General features: G+C 47.6%; 23 protein-coding genes and 1 tRNA gene. 16 read left to right on the top strand and 8 right to left on the bottom strand.

Annotated elements, in window-relative coordinates; all coding sequences use genetic code 11:
- The first annotated feature begins 181 nt into the window (after window positions 1–181).
- From flgA to L2712_RS04195, 3 genes are all read left to right on the top strand, one after another.
- Window positions 182–889, top strand: a complete 708-nt coding sequence (flgA, locus tag L2712_RS04205) for a flagellar basal body P-ring formation chaperone FlgA (protein WP_248976969.1) — start codon at window positions 182–184, stop codon at window positions 887–889.
- A gap of 120 nt (window positions 890–1,009) precedes the next feature.
- Entirely contained in the window at window positions 1,010–1,333 is a 324-nt protein-coding gene (gene flgM / locus L2712_RS04200; RefSeq protein ID WP_248976968.1) for a flagellar biosynthesis anti-sigma factor FlgM, read from the top strand.
- 6 nt (window positions 1,334–1,339) lie between these two features.
- Window positions 1,340–1,765, top strand: coding sequence for a flagella synthesis protein FlgN (locus L2712_RS04195; protein WP_248976967.1), 426 nt, complete (start codon window positions 1,340–1,342; stop codon window positions 1,763–1,765).
- A 127-nt stretch (window positions 1,766–1,892) separates the two neighbouring features.
- Here L2712_RS04195 and L2712_RS04190 read toward each other — a convergent pair whose 3' ends face one another.
- Window positions 1,893–2,339: an LPP20 family lipoprotein gene (locus L2712_RS04190; protein WP_033538481.1), complete on the bottom strand. Its 447-nt coding sequence runs from the start codon at window positions 2,337–2,339 to the stop codon at window positions 1,893–1,895.
- On the bottom strand, window positions 2,336–2,959 hold the full coding sequence (locus L2712_RS04185; RefSeq protein WP_248976966.1) for a FlgO family outer membrane protein: 624 nt from the start codon (window positions 2,957–2,959) through the stop codon (window positions 2,336–2,338). Before L2712_RS04185 ends, L2712_RS04190 begins: the two co-directional genes overlap by 4 nt.
- Window positions 2,960–3,317: 358 nt before the next feature.
- Here L2712_RS04185 and L2712_RS04180 point away from each other — a divergent pair, with 358 nt between their 5' ends.
- The 13 genes from L2712_RS04180 to L2712_RS04120 all read left to right on the top strand — a co-directional run bounded on the left by L2712_RS04180 (window position 3,318) and on the right by L2712_RS04120 (window position 18,093).
- The gene (locus L2712_RS04180) at window positions 3,318–4,466 is read left to right on the top strand and encodes a flagellar assembly protein FlgT (protein WP_248976965.1); all 1,149 of its coding nucleotides are present in this window, start codon (window positions 3,318–3,320) and stop codon (window positions 4,464–4,466) included.
- 77 nt (window positions 4,467–4,543) lie between these two features.
- Window positions 4,544–4,619: transfer RNA gene (locus L2712_RS04175), tRNA-Arg, on the top strand.
- Between the two features lie 50 nt (window positions 4,620–4,669).
- Window positions 4,670–5,998 carry a motility associated factor glycosyltransferase family protein gene (locus tag L2712_RS04170; protein WP_248976964.1) on the top strand — a complete coding sequence of 443 codons (1,329 nt, stop codon included), beginning with the start codon at window positions 4,670–4,672 and terminating at the stop codon, window positions 5,996–5,998.
- Complete coding sequence (locus tag L2712_RS04165; protein WP_248976963.1) at window positions 5,995–6,228, top strand: hypothetical protein; 234 nt, start codon at window positions 5,995–5,997, stop codon at window positions 6,226–6,228. Before L2712_RS04170 ends, L2712_RS04165 begins: the two co-directional genes overlap by 4 nt.
- Before the next feature lie 75 nt (window positions 6,229–6,303).
- Window positions 6,304–7,176, top strand: coding sequence for an N-acetylneuraminate synthase family protein (locus tag L2712_RS04160; protein ID WP_248976962.1), 873 nt, complete (start codon window positions 6,304–6,306; stop codon window positions 7,174–7,176).
- Window positions 7,173–8,912 (top strand): thiamine pyrophosphate-binding protein, encoded by a 1,740-nt coding sequence (locus tag L2712_RS04155; protein ID WP_248976961.1) that lies wholly within the window; start codon window positions 7,173–7,175, stop codon window positions 8,910–8,912. The genes L2712_RS04160 and L2712_RS04155 overlap by 4 nt, the downstream gene beginning before the upstream one ends.
- Window positions 8,905–9,639: an SDR family NAD(P)-dependent oxidoreductase gene (locus L2712_RS04150; RefSeq protein ID WP_248976960.1), complete on the top strand. Its 735-nt coding sequence runs from the start codon at window positions 8,905–8,907 to the stop codon at window positions 9,637–9,639. The genes L2712_RS04155 and L2712_RS04150 overlap by 8 nt, the downstream gene beginning before the upstream one ends.
- A gap of 10 nt (window positions 9,640–9,649) precedes the next feature.
- On the top strand, window positions 9,650–10,834 hold the full coding sequence (locus L2712_RS04145; protein ID WP_248976959.1) for a class I SAM-dependent methyltransferase: 1,185 nt from the start codon (window positions 9,650–9,652) through the stop codon (window positions 10,832–10,834).
- Entirely contained in the window at window positions 10,834–12,072 is a 1,239-nt protein-coding gene (locus L2712_RS04140) for an ATP-grasp domain-containing protein (RefSeq protein ID WP_248976958.1), read from the top strand. The genes L2712_RS04145 and L2712_RS04140 overlap by 1 nt, the downstream gene beginning before the upstream one ends.
- The gene (locus L2712_RS04135) at window positions 12,069–13,970 is read left to right on the top strand and encodes a glycoside hydrolase (protein ID WP_248976957.1); all 1,902 of its coding nucleotides are present in this window, start codon (window positions 12,069–12,071) and stop codon (window positions 13,968–13,970) included. Before L2712_RS04140 ends, L2712_RS04135 begins: the two co-directional genes overlap by 4 nt.
- Window positions 13,970–15,685, top strand: coding sequence for a cytidylyltransferase domain-containing protein (locus L2712_RS04130; protein WP_248976956.1), 1,716 nt, complete (start codon window positions 13,970–13,972; stop codon window positions 15,683–15,685). Before L2712_RS04135 ends, L2712_RS04130 begins: the two co-directional genes overlap by 1 nt.
- Before the next feature lie 9 nt (window positions 15,686–15,694).
- A complete protein-coding gene (locus L2712_RS04125) occupies window positions 15,695–17,131 on the top strand; it encodes a B12-binding domain-containing radical SAM protein (protein WP_248976955.1) in 1,437 nt (478 codons plus the stop codon).
- On the top strand, window positions 17,131–18,093 hold the full coding sequence (locus L2712_RS04120; protein ID WP_248976954.1) for a glycosyltransferase family 2 protein: 963 nt from the start codon (window positions 17,131–17,133) through the stop codon (window positions 18,091–18,093). The genes L2712_RS04125 and L2712_RS04120 overlap by 1 nt, the downstream gene beginning before the upstream one ends.
- Here the strand turns inward: L2712_RS04120 and L2712_RS04115 are convergent.
- From L2712_RS04115 to pseB, 6 genes are read right to left on the bottom strand one after another with little or no spacing between them, the layout of a single operon-like run.
- A complete protein-coding gene (locus L2712_RS04115) occupies window positions 18,048–18,899 on the bottom strand; it encodes an NAD-dependent epimerase/dehydratase family protein (protein WP_248976953.1) in 852 nt (283 codons plus the stop codon). The two genes, L2712_RS04120 and L2712_RS04115, sit on opposite strands and share 46 nt — an antisense overlap.
- Entirely contained in the window at window positions 18,892–20,208 is a 1,317-nt protein-coding gene (gene rfbH, locus L2712_RS04110; protein WP_248976952.1) for a lipopolysaccharide biosynthesis protein RfbH, read from the bottom strand. The genes L2712_RS04115 and rfbH overlap by 8 nt, the downstream gene beginning before the upstream one ends.
- A complete protein-coding gene (gene rfbG / locus L2712_RS04105; protein ID WP_248976951.1) occupies window positions 20,201–21,268 on the bottom strand; it encodes a CDP-glucose 4,6-dehydratase in 1,068 nt (355 codons plus the stop codon). Before rfbG ends, rfbH begins: the two co-directional genes overlap by 8 nt.
- On the bottom strand, window positions 21,269–22,039 hold the full coding sequence (gene rfbF, locus L2712_RS04100) for a glucose-1-phosphate cytidylyltransferase (RefSeq protein WP_248976950.1): 771 nt from the start codon (window positions 22,037–22,039) through the stop codon (window positions 21,269–21,271).
- Window positions 22,036–23,196, bottom strand: a complete 1,161-nt coding sequence (gene pseC, locus L2712_RS04095; RefSeq protein WP_248976949.1) for a UDP-4-amino-4,6-dideoxy-N-acetyl-beta-L-altrosamine transaminase — start codon at window positions 23,194–23,196, stop codon at window positions 22,036–22,038. Before pseC ends, rfbF begins: the two co-directional genes overlap by 4 nt.
- Window positions 23,193–24,188: a UDP-N-acetylglucosamine 4,6-dehydratase (inverting) gene (gene pseB / locus L2712_RS04090; protein ID WP_248976948.1), complete on the bottom strand. Its 996-nt coding sequence runs from the start codon at window positions 24,186–24,188 to the stop codon at window positions 23,193–23,195. The genes pseC and pseB overlap by 4 nt, the downstream gene beginning before the upstream one ends.
- Between the last annotated feature and the right edge of the window lie 111 nt (window positions 24,189–24,299).

Genomic DNA, 24,299 nt, shown 5'->3' with positions numbered 1-24,299 from the left:
TGCGAAGCCGTTCCCATGATAAGTATGAGTATAGGCATAGTAATTGCTTTATCTAGTTATATGACAACCAGACCTCTACTTTGTCAAATTTATGACTCTAATTTCTCACAAAAAATGGCAAAGTCTGAGCCTTCAAACGAAGTATAGGTGTAATCTGGCTAATCAAGCTAGTCAATTCAATATGAAAGTAAATTTTGCATATTTTCTGTTTTTGTTACTCACCTCTCTGCCGACAATGGCAGCGGAGCCAGCCAGCGTACCCTCCGTCTCGACCATAGCAAGATTAGCAACAGAGGTGGTGCAAGAAAAAATCACCTTACCCAAGGATGCCAAGCTGATCATCACGCCACAAAGCTTGGACACCAGGCTATCACCACCAGCCTGCCTGGGTATGCCTAAGGCCGAGATTGCCAGTGATCGCGCCATCAGTAAAAACAACACTGTCAAGATCAGTTGCAGCAGCCCAGATCTCGATTATCCCTGGCAGATATTCATTTCGGTTCGGGTCGAAATTCTTTTTCCCGTGGTTGTCGCCAACCAGACATTGGGACCGGGCGAGCTCATCGAAGCCGATCAGATCCGCCTCGACTATGTCGAGCAGAGCCAACTCAGAGGCCAACAATTTGATGACCCAGCAAGCGTTGCCGGGACCCGAGTTAAACGCAGAATCCCCATCAACCAGCCTCTTTTTAGCAGTAATCTCTGTTTCGTCTGCAAAGGCGATAGCGTGGCAATTTTTGCGCGTTCAGATAATTTCGAGATAAAAACCAACGGCGAAGCGCTAAATGATGGTAACCTTGGTGACAGGATTCAAGTACGCAACAGCCGCTCACACAAGAGCGTTGATGCACACGTTATAGGCATTGGTGAAGTGGAAGTCAGGATGTGATCTTGATGACCTTTAACACGCAAAAATTTATACTGTTTTTTGAAACTTATTGCTAAAGCTTTGACCATGAGTGCCGATAGACAAGTATGTTGATCTCATTTATGTAAGTTGGACCCCAAAATGCCTATAGATATAAAACACGTAAATACAAATACTAACAGTCGAATTGGCAGCGCCAATTCAAGCAAAGCGTCACTGGGCAAAGACTCAGCTGCAACTGCTAGCACTCAATCAAATACGATAAAGGGTGACTCTGTCTCTATCACCTCTCAGGCGCAGCAGCTCCAGAGTGCACAGGCCAAATTAAACGATATTCCTGAAATCGATATTAAAAAGGTTGAGCAGATCAAAACCGCCATCGCTGAGGGGCGCTATAAAATAGATGCCGATAAACTGGCCAGCAATATTGCCCAGTTTGAAAAGGAACTCCAGGATCTTAACTAAGACGTTATGACGCAGATAACCGATATCATCGCCAATCAACACAAATTGCTAGACAACTTAAAGCAAACCATTGAGTCAGAGAAAGCTGCCTTGATCGCGCAAGATGCCGATCAACTGTTGCGTCTGGCTAATGAAAAAGCCGAGTTGTTAAATGAGATCAAACTAGGTGATACCGAATTAGCTGCGCATCCTGAACTAGGCAGGCTCACTCAAGAGCCTGCGCTTATTGCGTTAGTTGACGACGCCAAGCAGGCATTGGCCGAATGTAAACAGCTTAATGAGCAAAATGCCGCGCTTATCGAACACAGCATGGCCAGTGTCAATCGATTCTCACAGGCCCTACAGGCAAGTCGCAACGCCAACAGCCTGACCTATGATGGTAAGGGGAAGACCTCGACCATCTCGACGCTTGGCAATAACCTGAAAGCCTAGTTATTGCTCTGAAGCCAGATTTCCAAAAAGTCTCGGCTCATAGTAAATCTGAAGACATAAAAAAGCCTCTTTAAAGAGGCTTTTTTATTTGGCTGATGTAGTTGACTAATTCAGTTCCCTATCGCACTTAAAAATAGGTCACTTCCTTCACTGTTTGCGGCCGATTCTGCTGTTGGTATAAGGCCCAAACCTGCTGAAAATCAAGCTCAAGCTCAGTGACATAATGATCGCCAGCCGGATAACTCTTCACTACCTTCGCGCCGCGAATCACCCCGCTCACCGAGGCCTGAATATTGTCATCGGATAACATCCAATCTTTTACATTGCTCGAGGCTGACAACTGCTGGCCATACACCTGCTCGGCCAGCTCTCGGTAGGCAGCTATCTTAGACGCCTGCATAGCCATCAATACCCGTTGAGAGGCCTCTTTTGCTGGCTGGGTCGCCAGCGGCGCATAACCAATAGCGGTTAATTTAGGAAAACTCTCCGGCGCCTGGGTTTCCCATTGGATATATCTATCTTGAGAGGCACATCCACCTAGCATAAGCAGCAATGCCACTATCATGATTCTCATTGGTTAACCCCCTTAATCTGCACATCAGCCTGCCCTTCGGCGCTGTAACGAAAAAGCACACCGCCTTGGGAAGTCACCTTTTCTGACAGGCTAAGATAATCTGCCAGCTCTGACTGACCCACACTCGCGCCAGCCACAGAAACAACGCGATTATTGGTCACATTCACTATGCGACTATTAATCACCACCCCATTGGGGTTAAGGCTCATGGTCGAGGCCAATACATGCTCTACGGGCAGATCCGTCGGCAGCTGACGCCAATCACGGGTCAAGATAAGCTCTCCCTGCTCAGTCACCCGCAGGTTCTCACCTACGTTAATATCCACCAGATTAAACTGATGGTCGTGCATGGCCGCGATCAATCCCTGCTGTATCTGTAACCCCAGTGCATTGGTTCTCTTGAGGTTGTCCAATAATACAGGTGTCGCAACCAACAGGGGCTGCTTGGGCGTCAGCTGATCGTTTTGACGCACCAGCTCATTAGCCAGCTGCTGGGTCAAATGAATCACTGCCGAACTGGCAGGCAAACTATTGCCGCTCTGTAAAGTCGGCGTATCACTCTCATTTGCCGCACAGGCTGCTAACAGCATGAGGGAAGATATTATCAAAGCGTTTCGCATCTTGATGTCCCATGGTTTCTCGATATTGGCGTGAACCAATATACCAACTTGGCGGCGTCATATATTCGACCAGCCAAACCTATTGGCAATTATGCAGCAATATATATGCCATAACCTATGGATGCTCTCCTTACGCGCAAAGACTTGCTCGACTTTGGCTCATACAAGATTAACCCATAGTGACGTAGTCATAAGCCTAGGTACTATCGAATGGCATAACCTCTCCGACAGAGAGGTTAAACTCAGGCACGGATATTGCTTTGAGCTTATTCATCAATCAGGAACATGAAAAAGGGTGCGAAACTGTCAGCATTTTGGCACCCCGTACTGGATTAATCTGCTCAATTGAGACGATACAATGAAACGACTCCACTTAATATTGCTGTTACTTGCCAGCTTTCACACTCATGTGATGGCGCAGTGGCTAGAGGCTGAGGGCGAAGCCAAAATCATCAACGGCAATATTACTAAGGCCCGCGAAGATGCCATTGCACAGGCTCTAAGCTATGTCACATTACGCTCTGGCGGCCAGTTTACCAGCGTGCAGCGCACCCAAAATGGTCAACTCACTCAAACCGAGCTTTCCCTGAGCCAGCAGGGTCAGGTCGAGCTGATCAGCGAGCAGATCCAAGGCGACAAACTGACCCTGAAGCTGCGCGTCGACGTGATGCAAAACAATGACCTCCCCAGCTGTCAACCACAGCTTAAAGCTGCAATTTTAGTGCCTCAGGCACAAATCGCCGATCGAACCCAATTAAGGTATGGCAATTTGGGAAACTTTGAAAAGGCGCTGTCTGAAAAACTTGGCACCATTATAGATCGTGAAGGTAAAGCAAGCTTTGCCCATGTTCATGCCAATGAGCGACTCGATATTGAGCAGTCTTTGATCGACATTCGTGGCTACCGACTCCCCAGCTGGCTCAGCGAGATCACCGACAGCCAATATATATTGCTACCCGAAATTCTTGATATATCAACAGAGCCTGTAGAAAGCGGTCTTTTTGGAATGTGGAACAACTACCCTCAGCGTCAATTTCAGCTAAGGCTTTCTCTTTACCATGGTATCAGCGGCGAACAAATCTGGAGTGAGTACTATGATGCTCCAGCGCCATGGGAATTTGAGCGTCAGGCCACAGTACCGGCCCAAAGCAATCGTTTCTGGGCCTCTAGCTATGGCAAGAATATCGAAACCCTATTGAGCCAAGCCGGTGAGGATATCGACAAGGTGCTCAACTGCCGTCCCTTATTGGGACAAGTGGTTTCACGCGTCGATAACCGGGTGATCATCAATCTGGGCCGTAACCATGGCGTTAAAGTCGGTGATAAGTTCCAATTGGTACTTCAGCAAAATCTGCCAGACCGCCTGGATAATATGCGCGCGGTTGCCAGCGAATCTCGCGCAAAAATAACCATAGAACAGGTCACCCAAGAGAGCGCTACCGCACTGTTGCAAGGTGCCAATGGGGCCATCAACATACAAATTAACGACATCGCGATTAAAATCTAGCTTGGTTTAGCGCACTAATTAAGCAACTAAATCTAAAGCCTTTTCATCGTGATGAAAAACAGTATAATCACTTGCGTCTCCCTATAGCTCAACAGGATAGAGCAGTCGCCTCCTAAGCGATCGATCGGGGTTCGAGTCCCTGTGGGGAGACCAGTTAGTGAACTTACCTATAATATGAAGCATGACTTCAAGGGACAGTGTCAATGACTGAGCTTTTTAATGCAAATCTCAACATCATCAGCCAGCGTTGGCCAATTATTGCCTCTGCACTTCAACACGCATCTTTTGATCATTTAGACGCAGCTCTCGTTACCGGCCAAAATCAAACCATTAGCGTTAACGGCATACAGCTCAGTAGCCGCCACAACAGAATGGCTGAAGCACGTCTATTTATCGAGCAACTTCCTAACGACTGCAAGCAAGTCACTGTGTACGGTATAGGCATGGGCGATGTACCTAGCTTACTGATTGACAATCCTCAATATAGCCAGATCAAAGTTTGCATCTTGAACTTAGCGGTATTGGCCTTAGTGTTAGCCTATACGGATCAGAGTGAATGGTTAAATCACCCAAGTGTGAGCCTATCCCTTAACCCCGATGCCAGACTGGATTATCCCTATGTCGCGATTACCCCCGAACTATCACTTTGCGACGAGGCCCACGCTAGGCTTAGGGATCTATTGGTCATAGAGCTAAACCAAGATTTTGCCAATAAGCGACATAGGTTTGATGACCCTTTAACCCAGGAAAGATTTAAGTGCAACGAGGCGCTGATCATCAAAGATCCCGATGCCGCCTCGCTGATTGAGACGATGAGAACCGAAGAGGCTATTGTGATAGGTAGCGGCCCCTCGCTTGAAGAGCACTACAATTACCTCAGAGCACTCTGTAAACAGCCCAATAAGCCTGTGATGATTGCGGCCGATACGGCGCTCAAGGGGCTAATCCACAACGATATCAGACCCGATATTATCGTCACCATCGACAGCCTCATCGATAGCTATCATCTTCCGCTCGAGGACACTGACGACATTAAGCTGGTGTATTTTCCCAAGGCAAACCCAAGGGTTTTAGAAACCTGGCGAGGACCTAGGTTCATTGCCTATGGTGAGAGCAGTGTCTACGACGCCTTGGCTCAGCAATATCCAAAATTGAGACTCTATATCAGTGGTAGCGTAATCCACCCTGCCATAGATTTAGCGGTTAATTTGAAGGCTAAGCAGATCACCTTATTTGGCTGCGACTTCGGCTATTGCCACGGCAAGAGCCATGCTTTTTGGAGCTCTCACTCATTCAAGCAAGAGGATGGTGAAACGCGAGCTTGGGTGTCGGCAATCGATAACATAAGGAAATCCGCCCAACACTGGGTGCTCGATGGCCATGGTAATCGAATAGCAACTGATCTGAATCTAAGAGCCTATCTGAGATATTTAGAACTCTATATCGCTAGGCACCCCGAAATTACCTTCTATCGCGCCAGCCTCTCAGGGGCCGATATACAGGGAACCGAATACAAGGATCCTAGTGTATGAATATAATTGAATCTTTTATTAACACGGCGCATCTATACCGATTAGGCCACGAAGCCGAGGGCTCGGCAGCACTGCGCCAATGCATCGACGAGATAGAGAAGCAATATCCTGAAATTATTCGACAGGCATCATTTGGCCAGATAATCTCACCTATGCTACAAGCTCAGGAAAGGCAGGACTGGCTCGCACTGGCAGATTATTTAGAATATGAGTTACCTCAACTCTTTTAATAGTTAACCCCCATTTAAAAGCAGTTATTATCAGCAATTACATTATTAACTTTAACCAAGATATTGTGGGCAATTATGACAACACAAGCACCTATATTCATTGCCGAGGTTTCGAGTAACCATCATAGAGATCTGGACAGGTGTTTCGAATTTATCAAGGCATCGGCAGACATAGGCTGCGATGCAGTAAAATTTCAGCTGTTTAAAATCGATCAACTGTTTGCCCCTGAAATTCTTGCTAGAAGCGAGATGCATAGAGCACGAAAACAATGGGAATTGCCCGTTAGTTTTTTACCCGAGCTTAAACGGTGTTGTGACAGCTATGGCATCCAATTTTCCTGTACGCCCTTTTACCTAGATGCAGTCAAAGAACTGGCACCCTATGTCGATTTTTACAAAATTGCCTCTTATGAATTGTTATGGGACGACTTACTTATCGCCTGTGCAAAGACCGGTAAGCCTGTGGTCATCTCTGCCGGCATGGCAAACCTAGAGGAGATCGATCACGCCATCGCGACCCTACAAGAGGCAGGATGTCAGCAGATCACCCTGCTTCACTGCGTTTCAGCTTACCCTACACCAATGGCAGACTGTAACCTTGCCGTACTAGGCACTTTCCGGGAACGCTATGGCGTCAAGGTCGGCTGGTCCGATCATAGTGTGCAGCCGGCCGTCATCCGCCGCGCCGTCAATCGTTGGCAAGCTGATTGCATTGAATTTCACATCGATCTCGACGAACAAGGGGCCGAATATGCCGCCGGGCACTGCTGGTTACCTCAACAAATACAACCGGTAATAGCAGAATGCCGAGAAGCCCAGTTTATCGATGGCCAAGCGGAAAAACGACTGGTACCCAGTGAAGCCCCGGATCGTGACTGGCGCGCCGATCCCAAAGATGGTTTGAGACCGCTAAAACATATCAGAGATACTTTTGGAGTTAATGAATGAACCACCCTGTCATCAAGGTTGCAGCAGACGCCGTTATTCAGTTCTTGGCCAGCCAAGGGATACGTTCGCTGCACAATTATCCCGGCGGCACCATAGCACCATTGCTGGATGCTTGCGGCCGTTTTAATGTCAGGGTTTATACCTCGAGACACGAACAGGGAGCTGGTTACGCCGCACTGGCTCAGGCTAAGTTAACAGGTTTACCCGGCATAGTGGCCGTCACCTCGGGTCCTGGGGTTACCAATGTACTCACCCCTGTTGCTGATGCCTACTTCGACGGCATTCCTCTCTTGGTCTTTACCGGCCAGGTCGGTACCGGTGATTTAAACGGCAGTAAGCCGGTGCGCCAGTCCGGTTTTCAGGAGGTAGATACTCCTTCACTAATGAAGCCCATAACCAAGGCGCAGTTCCAACCCAAAACTGTCGCTGAATTAGTCGAGGTTCTCCCGCAAGCCTGGCAGATTGCCAGCAATGGTCGCATGGGACCTGTGTCAATTGACCTTCCAATGGATGTTCAACGAAGCGCATTTGAAAGTATTATTCTGCCTCGTTCTGCTCTACCAACGGCCAGCGTGCCGATTGAGAGTTACCTCAACAAGCTACTCGAAGCCATCAAATCGGCTCACCAGCCTGTCATCATATGTGGTAATGGCATGGCCAGTGGCAAGCACGCTGACTTACTTAAGAAAATTCGTAGCTATTGGCCCGCACCGGTAAGTCATAGCCTGCTGGGAGTTGGAACGCTCGACTCAGAAGATCCAGGCTGTCTTGGATTTCATGGGCACACCGGCAGCCAGCTTGCGGGTAATGCCATAGCTGAGTCAGATCTTCTATTAGTTCTCGGCTCACGCCTAGATGTTCGCCAAACGGGCACGCTGAAATCCGAATTTGCCAAGCAGGCACAAATTTTCAGGATCGATCTTGATGAAAATGAGCTTGCCCATAGCCGTATTGCCCATCATCAGGGGCTATGTTCTGAACTTGCGCCAGTGTTACAGGCATTAGTGCAGGCCTTGCCGAGCTGCGAAATTGCCGATATTTCCCCTTGGCAGGAGAAAATCTGCAACTGGCGAAAAAACCTATGCTGGCCATACCCAGAATATCCCGGGGCGGCCCCTAAGGCGGTACTGGAATACCTGAGCGAAACTCTGCCTAGAGAGACTATTGTGACCACAGGCGTTGGCGCGCACCAGCACTGGGTCGCCAGACATTTCCGCTTTGTCTTACCAGGACGGCGTCTGATGACCTCAGCAGGTCACGGCACCATGGGATATGATCTCCCAACAGCCATAGGCGCCGCGATTCATTCGCCACAAAGCACTGTACTCTGTGTTGCCGGAGACGGCTCACTACAGATGAATATTCAAGAACTCGGTATGATAGCGGAGCTCGGGCTCAAGGTGAAAATTCTGGTGCTCGACAATCACAGGCTGGGGCTAGTTTCCCAGTTCCAGTTAATGAACTGGGAAACGGATACGGCATGTGGTAACAAATGCTCACCTGACTTTGCCACCATAGCCAAGGGCTATGGCATAAAGGCCATACACTGTGGCGTAAAAGATGACATTCAGTCTGCCCTCAGCACATTTGTCAAATCTGATGCACCTATGCTGCTGCACCTAGAAATTGACGCTAGGCACGATGTATTACCCATGCTACTGGGCGGTCAGACCACAGACAAGATGTGGCCCTATTTCGACATGCATGGCAATCCAGTGGAGCCGGGCAATGAGTAAACTCGTATTTATCAGTGGAGGTAGCCGCGGAATTGGAGCCGGCCTCGCAAGGGCTTTTGCCGATGACGGCTATCGGGTTGCCCTGAGTTACTGCCATCACAAACAAGCGGCCGAGGCCTTGGCTAAAGAACTCGGTGAACGGGTCGAGGCCTTTAAACTGGACCAAGCAGACCCTCAAAGCGTCAAAAGGTGCCTTAGCGCCGTCGAGGCACATTTTGGCACAGGTATAGATGTACTAATCAACAATGGAGCCATCGCCCAGGAAAAGCCATTTGCCGAAATCAGCCCAGAAGATTTCAGCCACATGTTGGACACGAATCTCAGGGGGCCTTTTCTGTTGGCGCAAGCCTGTATCCCATCCATGATCGACGCAGGCTTTGGTCGAATCATTAATATAGGTTCAATAGGTGGCCAATGGGGAGGCTTTAATCAGGTGCACTATGCGGCGGCCAAAGCTGGCCTCATCAACCTGACGCAGTCCATCGCCAAGATATATTCGGGAGATGGCATCCGCGCCAACACCATATCCATAGGTCTGGTCGCCACTGAGATGACCGCCAATGAACTCGATACCCAGGCAGGCAAAGAAAAAGTAGCCGCCATACCCGTCGGGCGACTCGGCACCGCGGAAGATATCGGTGGCATAGCGCTGTTTCTTGCGTCCCCTAAGAGCGACTACTTGAGTGGTCAAACGATCAATGCCAATGGCGGCATGTATTTCGGTTAAAGGTATTAGCATGATTCGAAACTGTTTTCTCTGTAATTCCCCCACCGAGGTTGTTTTTTCCACCACTTGGGCACTACCAGGCCTTGCACCTAGAGAAATTGGATTCTCCGTCTGCCCTGATTGCGGTTCTGTATGCCAAAGTCCCACGGTCAGTTTTGATGAAATGATGACCTTCTACAGCTCAATGGCGGTGTACACTAACCCTGGCAGGGCGGAAAAACCCTCCGAAGCCAAGATCAGAGATCTTGATGAGCAAATCCAGTTCATCAAACGCGGCATAGGTCAATTGCCAAATTCAATATTACAAATAGGCTGCTCCGATGGTTATACCCTATCGCGGTTTCGCGATGCGGGGGTTAAGCGAGTGCTGGGAGTAGAGCCTGGTAACGCCTCGGTAGAGCTTGCCAAGCGACTCTATCAGATAGACTGTATTCACGGTTCGGCAGAAGACTTTCAAACCGATGAGACCTTCGAACTGATACTCTTGACCCATGTACTCGAGCACTTGTACCAACCTCAAACCACACTAGAAAAATGCCGCGCGCTTCAACAAGGCGTCGACGAAGGCTTTATCTATGTAGAAGTTCCACTTATGGCGCAGCCTGAAAGTCTATGCCCGGGTTTTTTCTCTTTCGAACACATCAACTATTACACCAAAGAAAACCTACTCCAAAGCCTGCAACAGGCTGGCTATTCGCCAGTCTCAGTGGTGGAACACTTCAACAGCAACCTGTCTCCCATCATAGGAATACTTGCCAGTACTAAATCCCAGCCGCATTACGGAAACTATCAGGTTGATCCCAATCTTAACCGCCAGTGGTTAAGCCACTACCGGGCCAAAGAAGTCGGCTATTGGCAAGGCTGTTTGGATACTTTACTTGATAGATTGCAACAGAGCCGACGCATCTACCTTTGGGGGGCCGGGATCCATACCTGTCAGTTGGTAGCCAATACCAACCTAATTACTTCTTGTCACATAACAGGTTTAACAGACACATCTTCACTAAAATGGGGCCTCAAACAGGGAGATTGGGTTTGCCAAGATCCGGCAAGTATCGACTGGCAACCGGGAGATACTGTGCTGATCTCCTCCTATGCCTCTGAAAAAGAGATCTTTGACGCCCTCACCTGGTTGAGAGAAAAAGGCGTTGCTACCCTCAGACTACATAACGTCGACGATACCCGGGCTCATTAATGTCAAATACACACAAACATTTGCTCATCATAGGGGCAGGGATCGAAGCCTGTGAGGGCATTAACATTGCCAAGTCCATGGGTCTTAAACTCATCATTACCGATGGAAATCCTAAGGCACCTGGACTTGCCATGGCCGACTGGTCCATTATCGCAAGCACCTACGACGGTGAAGCAATACTTGCCAAGGTTAAACATCTGATAGCCCAAGGTATTGCCGTGGATGGTGTCATCGCCATGTGCGCCGATGTACCACTCAGCGTTGCAACCATAAGCAATGCCCTTAAGTTACCCGGGCTGTCACTGGAGTCCGCGTTCTGGGTCTCAGACAAGCTTGCCATGAAGACAAGACTCGCCGATCAGGGTATCCCTATTCCCCGCTTCGCAGATGTATCTGACATCACATCACTGAACGAAAAGGCTAAGGCCATCGGCTTCCCGCTCATCATCAAGCCAGTAGACAGCCGAGGTGCCCGAGGCGTTCAGCTAATCGAGGACCTCAATACACTAAAGCAAGCCTGGACACTGGCATCCAAGGAGTCACCCACTGGCAGAGTGATGCTAGAAGAATATTTGCCAGGGCCACAGTTCAGCACAGAAACCTTGATAGATAAGGGACATTGCCACACCTTAGGTTTTGCCGATCGCAACTACGAATGGCTGCAACGTACCAAGCCATTTATCATAGAAAACGGCGGTGATGCCCCCACTGGCGTTAGCCCAAATATTAAGACTGAAGTGATAGCTACAGTAGAGCGAGCGGCCGCAGCACTCAATATTCAGCAAGGCGTGGCCAAGGGAGACATGGTATATACCCAACAGGGTGCCAAAGTAATCGAGATAGCTGGGAGGCTTTCTGGCGGCTTCTTTTCCACCACTCAAATTCCACTGGCAACAGGAGTCAATTTTGTCGAGAAAGCGATTAAGCTGGCACTGGGAGAGGCATTAGGTGAACATGAGGTTACGCCAACAAAAGACAGAGCCGTCGCCATACGTTACTTAGATTTACCTCCAGGAAAAATTGAGACCATAAGCGGAGAAGCAGAGGCTAGGAATGCTGAAGGTATCGAGATGCTAACACTCTTTATCGAGCCCGGCAGCAACATTCAGCCATTGGCCAATCACACCCAAAGAGCCGGGTTTGTCATCGCCTGCGCCGATGACAAGCAAACAGCCATAGATAGAGCTTGCGACGCCCTAAGCAAGATCCAGGTAAAATATGAGGCTGTCACTCAATGAGTTCTTCACTTTACACAGTGTTTCACCTCAACCTGGCCTTTTCGTCCATCGATACCGACAGCCATAGAGAGGTGGTCACCGCCTGTTACTGGCCGCTGCTCGAAATTGTCGACGCAGGTATTCCTCTGGGTATAGAGATGACCGCCTATACGCTGGAGTCGATTCAGGCGGTCGATGAAGCTTGGGTCGAAAGGTTTAAACAGCTACTGCATCAAGGCAAGTGCGAGTTAGTCGCCAGTGGTGATAGCCAAATCATCGGCCCCCTGATCCCGGTAAGCGTGAATCAAGCCAACCTCAGACTGGGTCAGGCCGCTTATCAATCGGTATTGGGTATCACACCTAAGATAGCCTATATCAATGAACAGGCCGTCTCGGCAGGACTATTGGATATATACATAGATACGGGCTTTGATGCGGTCGTCGTCGAGTGGGATAACCCCTACTCCCATAACAGCGACTGGCAAGCCGAACTACTACACAGGCCACAAACCTTAAAGAGTGCCAGCGGTCGCAAGATCAAGGCTATCTGGAACCATGCCATCGCCTTTCAAAAATTTCAGCGCTATGTCCATGGTGAATTGACTCTCGCCGACTACGGCCATTATCTTGAGAAAATTCTCCAGCCAGACACTCTCGCATTTCCCGTCTACGGCAGCGACGCCGAAGTCTTCGACTTTAGACCTGGTCGATACCATACCGAAGCAGAAAAAATAAGTGGTGAATGGCAAAGAATAAAACAACTCTTTATCTATCTGTCGAGCCAGAAAGTCTATAGCTGGAAAACCCCTTCACAGATACTGTCTCTGTGGCGTAACGGTGACCCCCTGGCAATAACTAATGCCCAACACCCGATCTCGGTGAAAAAACAGGCAAAATACAATATCTGCCGTTGGGGCATCAGCGGTCGTAACGATCTACTGCTTAACACCTTATGTCATCGCCGATTAAAGCAATTAGAAGCAAACCAAAGTGATGACAATCAATGGCGGGACTTGTGTCGCTTCTGGGCAAGCGATCTGCGAACTCATCTGACCCAGTGCCGCTACCAGGAATTGCCCTTGCCTCCCGTTCAAAGTACCGCGCCCGAGTTTGCCCCTTGGCAGTCCCAAGCGGATATCGACATTCAGTACGATGATGAACGCCGTAGGCTGCATGTCACCACGCCACGGATCAAATTAACACTCAATGGTCACCGGGGATTGACCATCGATTCTCTTGCATTTGCTAGCCACCAATTTGTCCCCGTAATAGGGACCCTGTCCCATGGTTACTTCGATCACATCAGCTATGGCGCCGATTTCTATAGTAATCATCTGCTACTCGAACGTTTTAGAGATCGCGACAGGGTGGCTGATCTTAACCGAGTGGAGTACCAGTTAGGCGAACAAAACGGCTGTCTGGTTATCTTCTGCCGACAAACACTCAAGAGTGGTAGCATACTGAAATGGTATCGTCTCGATGGCGAAAGCCTTCACACAGGCATTCATTTCGGCGATACAGGAAGGCCTGAAGCCTCGATACGCCTTGGATACATGACCCTACTCGATTGTCAGCAGCGCGCTTGGTATCAGACTCACCTCGGCGGCAAGGATGCAGAGTTCTTCCAGCTTAACCAAGATATAGATCAAGGGGCGCCAATCTCCTCTATCGTCTCCAGCTGCAGCGCCCTGGGAGCCACCAAAGGAATGATCCGCTTTGGCAATCAAAATCGAGGAATACAACTTTGCTGGGATCCGGCACATTGCGCAGCCTTACCTATGTTCTCCTCGAAACAGATAGATTCTCAGTATTTAAATCGCCTCTGGTTTTCACTCGCCGAAGCCGATGAAACCCTTAAACCAGACGGAAAGTTACTCGATTTCAAGTTTTGCATCACCCCCACAAAGGAGCCTAAGTAGTGACTAAGACTCTCGCCCTTGTTGGTGCCCGGCTCAATTCGAGTCGCCTCGCAGGAAAGCATCTGCTGCCGTTAGCTGGCGAGCCTATGATTGCCCACATCTGGCGTCGCCTAGAACGATGCAAGGAAATAGATTGCAGCGAGCTAGCCACAACAGCCGACAGTTTCAACCAGCCACTTGTCGACTGGGCAAGAGAGCGGCAGATCACTTGTCACCCCTTTGAAGGAGACGTCAACGACCTGATGGCGAGGCTGGATAAGATCATTCAAAGGCAAGACCCAGACTATATTCTCTACGTCTGCGGTGATTGCCCGCTGATCGATCCCGTATTTATCGATCATGGGCTAAAAGCACTAAAATCATCTGGCAAAGACAGTATCAAATTAAAGGAAGGAATCGAGAGTCTACATGAAGGTTTGGCCTTTTACAGCCGAGCGGGGTGGAGCAAATTAATGGCTGCTAGCCAGTGCGTCATGTCCAGAGAGCACGTCGGTTATGCCGACAAGATAAGTCCGATACTCGATACGCTTGCAATTGAAGACAGCGCAGATTACTCCCAAATGAAACATAGAATATCTGTGGATACTCAGGCAGACTATCGGTTTATGAGCGAGACGTATCAGCGTTGGTACCAAGATCATGATACCAATTCCATAGTCAACCTCCTTTGGGTCCAGCAATTACTGCTCGACACCCCTGAATTGCAAGCAATCAACAGTCATGTACAACAAAAACTCCCAGAAAAACACTATGCCAAAATCAGTCTGTTTTGCCACATAGGGCCATCAATAGGTTTAGGCCACTTAAAGCGCTGTGCTCTCATCGCGGAAGCCCTTCAGGAGCAACTGGGAACTGGCACCGAAATTTTCGTAATAGGCCAAGCCTGTGAATTGCCTTGGCTACACACTAAAGTTTGCTGGTTAAAAGACGAATCACAAATGTTGTCTCTGCTAAAAAATGATGACAACCAGCTATTAATATTGGACTTTCACCCATCTTTTATCAATGAAGCAGCGCTACTACCTATCTGCCAGCAATTACAGCAAAGAGGCAAATCTATAGTGGCCATGGATAAAATGTCTTCCCTACTTCCCTTTGCCAAACTTTTATTTGTGCCCAGTTTTTTCACTCGTTTAAACGACCCCAAGTTGAGTTTCGGTTGGGATCATTTCCTCTTTGAATCCGTACCTCATTTACCAAAGGAGAATTTGGTACTGTTTTTAACGGGTGGCAGTGACGCGCTAGGCTTTGGAAAGTCACTGACAAAAGCGATACAGAAATCGTTGCGACCTGAGTGGCACTACATCTGGGTTCAAGGGCCTCTCGCACCGACACCTGATTTAACGGGCACTGAAAATATAGAGCTCGCTCTTAACCCGCCCGATCTTGCTGAGCTCATAGCAAGAGCAAAGATAGTGGTAACCTGCTACGGACTCTCCTTATTCGAATCAATGAGCAGAAAAGCTGCTGTTATCCTACTCCCCACCCTGCAACTTTGTGAAAAAGATGAATTGGCATGTCTCACCGAAACGAACTCCTGCCTCATCACTAATACCATAGAGGATGCCGTTGACTCCCTAACTAGATTGCAATCATCACCTGAGCAGATCAAACAGCTCTCCGAGAGAGCTGGCTCACTTTTTGCTGGTGTAGATGGAGTGTCAATTATGATAAAAAAAATCAAAGCACTGCTACCTGCTGATCAACGCATCTGAGGATTTATTATGTTCATTCTAGTAACAACTCCCGTGGGCCGAACCGAAACAGGAGATCAAATAGACTACTTTCCCAGCAGATGGAGTGGCAGCTCTGGTCAGTATAAAGTAACAACCTTCTATCCTTTTAACCTAGCCTACCTTACTGCTATGTTAAAACGAGACAGCAAGCACCGAGTCCGTTTTGTAGATATGAACTACTATGGTGTAGACAGTGATGAATACCTAGCTCTGGTCAAGCAACTCAAGCCTGATTTTCTGATAGTGGAAGTCGATTCAATTATCTATCGGAAACAGATGGCGATCTTTCGGGAACTGAAACAGAGCCTACCGTCATTGAAAATTGTTATCTGTGGCCCCCAAGCCACAGCGACTCCCGAAGATGCTTTGGCACAGGGAGCCGACTTTGTGGCTATAGGCGAGTTCGAAGAATCAATTACAGAGCTTATTATTTCTGGCCTATCCAAAAATGTGGAAGGTATTTACCCAAACAACCGCAGAAAACTATTAGACGTCAACTCCTTGCCCTTTCCCGAAAACGAAGATGTAAAGCGAAGGGATTATTGCCGTCTATATGGCTCGGAATACAATGAAGTTGAAATGTGGGTGACCCGAGGTTGTCCAGTTATGTGCAATTTTTGTGTCGTCGCTAATGTTTATTATGGCAAACCCAACCACAGGGTTCGTGACCTAGAAAGTGTGATTGCGGAAATCAAATACCTGCAGAAAACCATTCCCAATTTACAGGGTATTTTCTTCAATGAAGAGGCACATACGATTAATAGAAATTATCTCAGAGCCTTGTGCCAACGTCTTATAGATGAAGGATTAAATGATACATTGAAATTCAATTGCATGGGTAACTATGACACCCTCGATACCGAAACACTTAAGCTTATGAAGGCTGCGGGCTATTACAAGATCCGTATTGGCCTTGAGAGCCTTGACGAATCGGTGATGCAACACATTTCTAAATTCAGGTCCAAAAGTAATGTCAGCCGGCTTTTGGATGTTTTGCATGATTGTAAAGAACTTGGCATTAAAGTATACGGCACCATGTCTGTCGGTACTGTCGGTGCAAACTACCAATCTGATATTGAATCTTTAAACACAATAGAAAAATTACACGCTCAGGGATATATACAAGAGTTTTCCTTGTCAATAAATACCCCTTTACAAGGCACTCCTTTTTTTGACAAGGCCAAGAAAGCCAATTGGCTCATAGCGACATCTTCCGATTATGATGGCAGTTACGGCTCTATGGTAGATTTACCTGATTATCCCGCTTCACTAGTAGATGCTGCATTTGAGTACGGTTCAAAAATCCGTGCTCGAATAAACCAAAAGAACCAGGAAAATGGCGTACATTACTCATCTTATGATAGGCAATGGTGCGCCCCTGTCTATGCTACGTCAAATCGAAAAATCGGCACAGGTATCATCTAATGTCCCCAAGCCTTACTATCTGCATTCCAAACTTTAACCATGGAGACCTGCTCGAACAAACACTCGATGCAGTGTTCGCTCAAGAACTCGAAGGCATACAGGTATTAGTATCAGATAATGCCTCGAACGATAACAGCGTTACCAAGATCAACAAATTCAGTGGTCAAGCGCAATTAAAAGTATTACATCAAGATTCGACAATCCCCATGGCGTCACATTGGAATGCCGTGGCCAAATCGGCTGATACTCCTTGGATTGTAATGCTATGTTCAGACGACGTTCTGCTTCCGGGTGCAATAAGTAAATTAATGAAGGCTGCACAGAATCCGGATGTACAAGCCATATTCTTTGAATATGACTTTCTCATCGATCAAAAAAGAGTCACTAAAACCCCTTTTTACGAATCTAGCGCCATCATTTCTGGAAAACAACAGGCCGAAATATTCCTCAAAGGGAATAATTTCCCTTTGTCAGCCTGTATGTTTAAACGTGATCTAATAGAAAAAATAGGCTGGTTCGATGAGGGCAAGCAATTTTGTACTGATTGGCACGCCTGGCTGCACATGAGCGCGGCAGCCAACCAGGTACTCTACATAAAAGAACCACTATTGCTATACCGTCATCATGCCGCAAATGAAACTCATAGATGTGTTCGGGACTTGGTGGCATTAGAAGAAGTCATCGCCATGAAAACGGATTTCATGGCTGAATACGCAACTACAAATAAGGATGTTCTTCATGCCGCGTGTGCAAACAACCTCAAACTAGCTAAACACTACGCCAGTCAAATGATCTCGCAGGGAATTACGAAAGCCGCAAGCCATTATCAACACCAAACAGCCATACTCGAGAAGCAGCTGCGAGAACTGGGATCGAACTCCAAGACTAAAAGTACTGGTGCGCCTTATCCTCTGCCCTATGGCGCTAAAGCGCTCAACTCCCAAAGCCTTTGTTTAACATAGTCTTTAAGCTGATATTGAGGATGCCAACCTGGAAGTGTTGGAAGCAAGTCGTCTACTGGTTGAGTGATCCCAACAATCTCATCTTGGTTGACATTGAAATTCAGCTTAAGAGGACAACCCAGCTCTGCAAACAAGGTCGATAACTCAGCGAAACTATAAAGGTGTTCTTGCCTGATCCTATAGCTAACATGAGGTAAGCAGGTTGAGGAGTTTATCAACATCATGATAGCGCTAACCACATCTCTGACATCCGTCAGCGAAAAACGTTTACTGGCATCACCTAAATAGGCCGGAAGGTCACTATGACCCTGCTCTATCAAATAATCGACTAGTTTTCCTCGGGTATCGTTCGGTCCATAAGTAGATGATAAAACTAACTGATATACTTCAAGCTTCTCCCTTTGCCGGAAGTATTCCAGGTACACTGCCAACGCTTGTTTACTGGCACTGTAATAATCGACGGGTGCTGCGTGCTTCTGGTCGCCAAACTGCCAAAAACTACCTGTGGTGATAAATTTGAGGTCGACCTGAGTACTCGCCCAATTCAAGAGCCTCAAAGGTAATAGAAAATTGGCATTCAAGCCAACGCCCTTAGCCTCTTCGCCATAAGCTGCCGCCAAATGAATCACGACATCGGGACAAAAATCAGACAAGGTGACTTCCAGTTCTGGGCAATCAAATGCTAACGCATCACAGGTTTGCTGACGCTGAATAGCCAGCACCTGATATCCTAGCCCCTTAGCTGCACTGACCAAGTGGCGACCTAAAAACCCGTTGGCACCAGTGATAACCAAACGCTTAGACAATTAGCCTCCTAGATAGATTTGTCACTGTTTCAACCATATATTCAAGCATGCTTTCACTAAGGCTCGGGTGAACCCCTAGCCAAAAAGTACTATTCATGACCTCATCCGTATATTTCAGGCTCGTGGCAACACGGTAATTCACGTCTTTAAAATAAGGTTGTTTTGTCAAATTCCCCGCAAACAACAATCTGGTTCCAATTCTGGCATTTTCAAGCGCCTGCACAAATTCCTGACGACGATCCGATAAGGAGCCTTTTAGCGTGACAGGGAGACCAAACCAAGACGGATCACTTTCAACCGTCGCCTTACCAATCTCAATCCCAGGAATAGACGCCAGTTTTTGAGCAAGAAAGGTATAGTTTCGTCGACGTGTTTCACAAAACGCATCCAACTTATCCAATTGCGCCAACCCACAGGCTGCCTGCATATCTGTAATTTTAAGGTTATAACCCATATGACTATAGATATACTTATGATCATAACCATGAGGCAGCTCTCCTAGTTGCCAATCAAACCGTCTTTTGCAGCTATTGTCCGCCCCAGGAGCACAGTAACAATCTCTGCCCCAATCTCTAAAAGACTCGACTATTTTGGCCAATTTTTTAGAGCGGGTAAAAACGGCTCCCCCCTCCCCCATGGTGATGTGATGAGCGGGATAAAAACTTAATGTAGCCAGATCTCCAAAGGTTCCAACGTGCCGCCCTTGATATTTACTACCTAGAGCATCACAACAATCTTCTATCAGCCAAAGGCCATGTTGCTCACAAAAATGACTTACCGCGGAAAGATCAAATGGATTACCCAAGGTATGAGCTATCATCACAGCTCTTGTCCTAGAGCTTAATGCCTCTTCTAATAAGCCGACATCAATATTCAATGTATCCGGTTCGATATCGATAAAGACGGGAACGGCTTTATTTTGCACTATAGGATTGACAGTGGTAGGAAAGCCCGCTGCAACCGTTATGACTTCATCACCAGGTTTAATAGCTCTATCACCTAACTTTGGCGAAGTGAGGGCTGCAAACGCTAACAAATTTGCAGCCGAACCCGATGCGGTTGTCAAAAGATGCTCGACACCTATCCAATTTGCCAGTCGAGACTGAAACTCTTCGTTAAATCTACCAGCGGTCAACCAGCCATCGAGACAAGATTCAACCATAGCACTCATTTCAGCACCATCTAAGGCCTTACCTGAAACAGGCACATAGGTTTCACCGCCAATAAATAACTGCTCCTGATACTTGATCTTCGCATACTCCTGAGTCAACGCCAGGATATTCTTCTGTAGCTCATCCAACCTACTCATACTGAGTACCCTCTATTTCAAGAAAATCGATAATCTGTTGCTCAGTGAGTAATCTGGGCTCCATATCATTTGCTACCCCGACATACCATTCTAATAGGCGCTTTATCGTCATATCTAGAGTCCAACGCGGCTTCCATTGCAGCTTGCTGCTCGATTTACCGCTGTCCAACAGCAGCACCTGGGTTTCGCTGAATCCAAGCATTTGTTTCTCAGAGCGAAAACTAAGCCCCATCTGCGAATAGCAACGAGCAACAAGTTCTCCAACACTACAGGCATCTTTGCCTGAGGGCCCGAAATTCCAAGGGCCTGAATACTCATCCGGATTTGCATACAGATTTTCTGCTAGCAATAGATATCCGTAAAGGGCGTCAAGAACGTGTTGCCAGGGGCGTACAGCGGTTGGATGACGAAGTGCTACTGGCTCATTAGCAATAATGGCAGCCATAACATCAGGCACAATTCGATTTTCGGCGTAATCCCCACCACCTATGACATTTCCAGCCCTAGCCGATGCTAAGCCAATCAAAGGTTGTTGCGAAAAATATGAGGCATTATAAGACTCAACGACCATCTCACATCCTGCCTTAGAGCAAGAATAAGGATCATGCCCCCCCAAAGGGTCTGACTCTATAAACCCTAAAGTCTCATTGTCCGGTCGGTAACACTTGTCTGAGCTAATCACCACTATCGCCAGCCTAGACTGCCATTGACGGAAGTTTTCCAGCAACCGAGCCGTTCCAAGGATATTAGTTTCCAACGTTAAGAGGGGATACTTATATCCCTCGGATACCAAAGGCTGAGCTGCTAAATGAAACACGACGTCAGGCCTTACTTGTTGCACCCTCTTACTTAACAGCTCCTCATCATTGATATTCCCTAACTGATGATGACAAACCCTAGATAATTCAGCGAGATCAAATAGCCCGCCAGGCTCTACTCTATCCGAGAATCCAAAAACTTCGGCACCTAAGTAGTGTAACAACAGGGTTAACCAACTTCCTTTAAAGCCAGTATGCCCGGTAACAAGCACGCGTTTCCCTTGCCAAAAATCTCTATCCATCTACCATACCTTCCAAGGGGCGGCACCAGAGTTCCACAAATTTTCCAGATGCATTCGATCTCGAAGCGTATCAACGGGTTGCCAAAAGCCATTGTGGGTATAAGCCATCAACTCTCCAATTTCCGTAAGATGTCTAAGTGGCTCCTGTTCCCACGAAGTCTCATCACCTTCTATAAATTGCAGCACTTTAGGGGACAATACAAAGAAGCCGCCATTTATACGTCCTCCTTCATTGGCTGGCTTCTCATCGAATCGAGTCACTTGATCACCATCTAAACTCAACCCGCCAAAGCGGGGAGGAGGAACGACTGCACTAAGTGTCGCCAACTTTTTATGCTCCCGATGAAAGCTAATTGCTGCCGAAATATCTATATCGGCAAGCCCATCACCATAGGTCATACAAAAAGCTTCTTCTTCACTCAATAATGGGGCAATCCTCTTTAGACGACCACCTGTCATAGTGTCTATACCTGTATCAACCAAAGTAACACGCCAAGGTACCGGAGCCGCGTCATGAACAATACGCTCACCAGTGGCAAAATCGAGCGTAAGATCACACCCTAGCAAATGGTAATTATTGAAGTACTGCTTAATAACCTCTGCCTTATAACCACACAATATGATGAATTCATTCAAACCGTGAGCCGAATAGATTTTCATGATGTGCCATAGTAATGGCTTACCACCAATTTCTACCATAGGCTTAGGGCGTATAGCGGTTTCCTCGCTCAGACGGGTACCAAATCCCCCCGCTAAAATCACCACTTTCATAAATTATCCGCCCTCATAATATCGGTAACACTCGAGCATATATAATCCATTTCCTTTTCTGTCAGCGTTGGATAGAGTGGCAAGGTTAAAATTTGCTGGTAGAAAGCCTCGGCATGAACAAAATCTCCTTCCTTGAAACCGCGTTCCAGATAATAGGGCTGCAGGTGCACAGGGAAGTAATGCACGTGCACCTGAATCCCTTTGGCGCGCAGGGTATCGAAGATTTCACGTCGCCTTTCACTCTGATGTAGACGTATCATGTAGAGATGTCGGGCACTCTCTGAGCCCGGTAAGGGATCGACTGGCGTTAAGGGGAGATCACTAAACTTACAGTCATAGAAAACCGCTAGACGATTACGCTCGGCAACGAAGTGCTCAAGTCGGCTCAGCTGTGACAAGCCCAGCGCCGCATGGAGATCCGTCATGCGATAATTGAATCCCAACTCGTGCTGCTCGTAGTACCAACCACCTTCATCGGGACGCACCATTTCATTAGGGCCCTTGACGATACCATGGCTGCGATACGCCACTAGCTTTGCCGCAATGTCTGCGCAGCTGGTCATTGCCATCCCCCCTTCTGCGCTGGTGATCACCTTGACGGGGTGAAAACTAAACACGGTAATATCCGAGTAGTGACAGCTACCTAACCTATGCCCACCGTGGCGACTGCCTATGGCATGAGCCGCATCTTCGATGATCTTAAAGCCATATTCATCACCCAGCGCGGCGATGGCCGCCATATCGCAGCTGTGGCCACAGAGATGGACTGGGATCACCACCTTAGGCAAGGTCCCCTGACGCTTAGCCTCTATGAGCTTAGCCCTCAACACCTCGGGAGACATGTTACCTGTTTCGGGATTAACGTCGACAAAATCGACTTGGGCACCGCAATATAGGGCACAGTTAGCCGACGCTACGAATGTAATGGGCGAGGTCCACACCCTGTCGCCAGGACCGACTCCTAAAGCGAGGCAAGCGATATGCAAAGCCGAAGTAGCACTGTTTACCGCAACCGCAAACTTAGCGCCGGTATAGTCACATACAGCCTGCTCGAAGGCTGGTACTGTAGGCCCTTGAGTCAGCCAATTGGATGACAACACCTCGACAACCGCATCAACATCATGTTGGTTGATATCTTGTCTTCCGTAAGGGATCATGCCTGGCTATCCAGCTTAATGATGTCATCACCGTTGAGGAAATGTGGGTTCGTGCCTGAATTGTACTCAAAGCCCATCTCAACCAACTGGCCTTTCTCTCCTAAGGCATTAGTACAAAAATCGGTTTCACGCCCAAAAAATCGAATGCTTGGAGTAATAACAAAATGATCATCAAACTCTAAGGTATGGTGTGAGTCATCGGCTGGACACATGATCTCATGCATCTTTTCACCCGGCCTGATACCAACGATATCGTGTTCTAGCTCAGAACCATAAGCCTTAGCGAGATCGGCGATTCGTACAGAAGGAATCTTAGGCACAAAGATCTCCCCCCCCTGCATGCGCTCGAAATTTTTCAGTACAAAATCGACCCCATCTTGCAAGGTGATCCAAAACCGCGTCATATCCGGATGAGTAATGGGGAGCGACGTTGCCCCCTCGGCAATCAGCTGCTTAAAAAACGGAACCACTGAACCTCGAGAACCGACAACATTACCGTAGCGCACCGCCGCAAAACGTGTCTTACCACTCCCAACCATATTATTGGCCGCAATAAATAGCTTATCGGAAGCAAGCTTGGTTGCGCCATAGAGGTTAATCGGATTTGCAGCCTTATCCGTCGACAAAGCGATCACTTTACTAACATTATTGGCTATCGCCGCTCGGATAACGTTTTCGGCGCCATGAATATTTGTCTTGATGCATTCGGTCGGATTGTACTCGGCGGCAGGAACCTGCTTTATCGCCGCAGCATGAATGACATAGTCGACCTCTTTAAATGCCTGCATCAACCTGTCGCCATCACGTACATCACCGAGAAAGTAACGCATACAAGGTGCGTTAAACCTCTGCTGCATCTCATATTGTTTTAATTCATCACGAGATAAAATGATTAAACGCTTTGGCTTGTATCGCTCTAATATGGTCTTAGTGTATTTCTGACCAAAAGAACCGGTGCCACCTGTGATCAGGATAGATTTATTATCGAACATTAACGCTCCATATTCACATTAAAAGCAGCATCACTAAAATAAAGAATTATTTAAGCACGCCGTTGGTTACGAGCCTGCGACTAAATTAATTAGCCAATCATGTAAGGCAAA

It is taken from the genome of Shewanella marisflavi, assembly GCF_023283925.1.
GTDB classification, from domain to species: Bacteria; Pseudomonadota; Gammaproteobacteria; order Enterobacterales; family Shewanellaceae; genus Shewanella; species Shewanella marisflavi.
This window is presented reverse-complemented; position numbering and strand designations above follow the sequence as displayed.

Bases quoted from the DNA above. Each gene is read 5' to 3' on its own strand.
- flgA (WP_248976969.1), top strand. From the start codon at position 182: ATGAAAGTAAATTTTGCATATTTTCTGTTTTTGTTACTCACCTCTCTG.
- flgM (WP_248976968.1), top strand. From the start codon at position 1,010: ATGCCTATAGATATAAAACACGTAAATACAAATACTAACAGTCGAATT.
- L2712_RS04195 (WP_248976967.1), top strand. From the start codon at position 1,340: ATGACGCAGATAACCGATATCATCGCCAATCAACACAAATTGCTAGAC.
- L2712_RS04190 (WP_033538481.1), bottom strand. From the start codon at position 2,339: ATGAGAATCATGATAGTGGCATTGCTGCTTATGCTAGGTGGATGTGCC.
- L2712_RS04185 (WP_248976966.1), bottom strand. From the start codon at position 2,959: ATGCGAAACGCTTTGATAATATCTTCCCTCATGCTGTTAGCAGCCTGT.
- L2712_RS04180 (WP_248976965.1), top strand. From the start codon at position 3,318: ATGAAACGACTCCACTTAATATTGCTGTTACTTGCCAGCTTTCACACT.
- L2712_RS04170 (WP_248976964.1), top strand. From the start codon at position 4,670: ATGACTGAGCTTTTTAATGCAAATCTCAACATCATCAGCCAGCGTTGG.
- L2712_RS04165 (WP_248976963.1), top strand. From the start codon at position 5,995: ATGAATATAATTGAATCTTTTATTAACACGGCGCATCTATACCGATTA.
- L2712_RS04160 (WP_248976962.1), top strand. From the start codon at position 6,304: ATGACAACACAAGCACCTATATTCATTGCCGAGGTTTCGAGTAACCAT.
- L2712_RS04155 (WP_248976961.1), top strand. From the start codon at position 7,173: ATGAACCACCCTGTCATCAAGGTTGCAGCAGACGCCGTTATTCAGTTC.
- L2712_RS04150 (WP_248976960.1), top strand. From the start codon at position 8,905: ATGAGTAAACTCGTATTTATCAGTGGAGGTAGCCGCGGAATTGGAGCC.
- L2712_RS04145 (WP_248976959.1), top strand. From the start codon at position 9,650: ATGATTCGAAACTGTTTTCTCTGTAATTCCCCCACCGAGGTTGTTTTT.
- L2712_RS04140 (WP_248976958.1), top strand. From the start codon at position 10,834: ATGTCAAATACACACAAACATTTGCTCATCATAGGGGCAGGGATCGAA.
- L2712_RS04135 (WP_248976957.1), top strand. From the start codon at position 12,069: ATGAGTTCTTCACTTTACACAGTGTTTCACCTCAACCTGGCCTTTTCG.
- L2712_RS04125 (WP_248976955.1), top strand. From the start codon at position 15,695: ATGTTCATTCTAGTAACAACTCCCGTGGGCCGAACCGAAACAGGAGAT.
- L2712_RS04120 (WP_248976954.1), top strand. From the start codon at position 17,131: ATGTCCCCAAGCCTTACTATCTGCATTCCAAACTTTAACCATGGAGAC.
- rfbH (WP_248976952.1), bottom strand. From the start codon at position 20,208: ATGAGTAGGTTGGATGAGCTACAGAAGAATATCCTGGCGTTGACTCAG.
- rfbG (WP_248976951.1), bottom strand. From the start codon at position 21,268: ATGGATAGAGATTTTTGGCAAGGGAAACGCGTGCTTGTTACCGGGCAT.
- rfbF (WP_248976950.1), bottom strand. From the start codon at position 22,039: ATGAAAGTGGTGATTTTAGCGGGGGGATTTGGTACCCGTCTGAGCGAG.
- pseC (WP_248976949.1), bottom strand. From the start codon at position 23,196: ATGATCCCTTACGGAAGACAAGATATCAACCAACATGATGTTGATGCG.
- pseB (WP_248976948.1), bottom strand. From the start codon at position 24,188: ATGTTCGATAATAAATCTATCCTGATCACAGGTGGCACCGGTTCTTTT.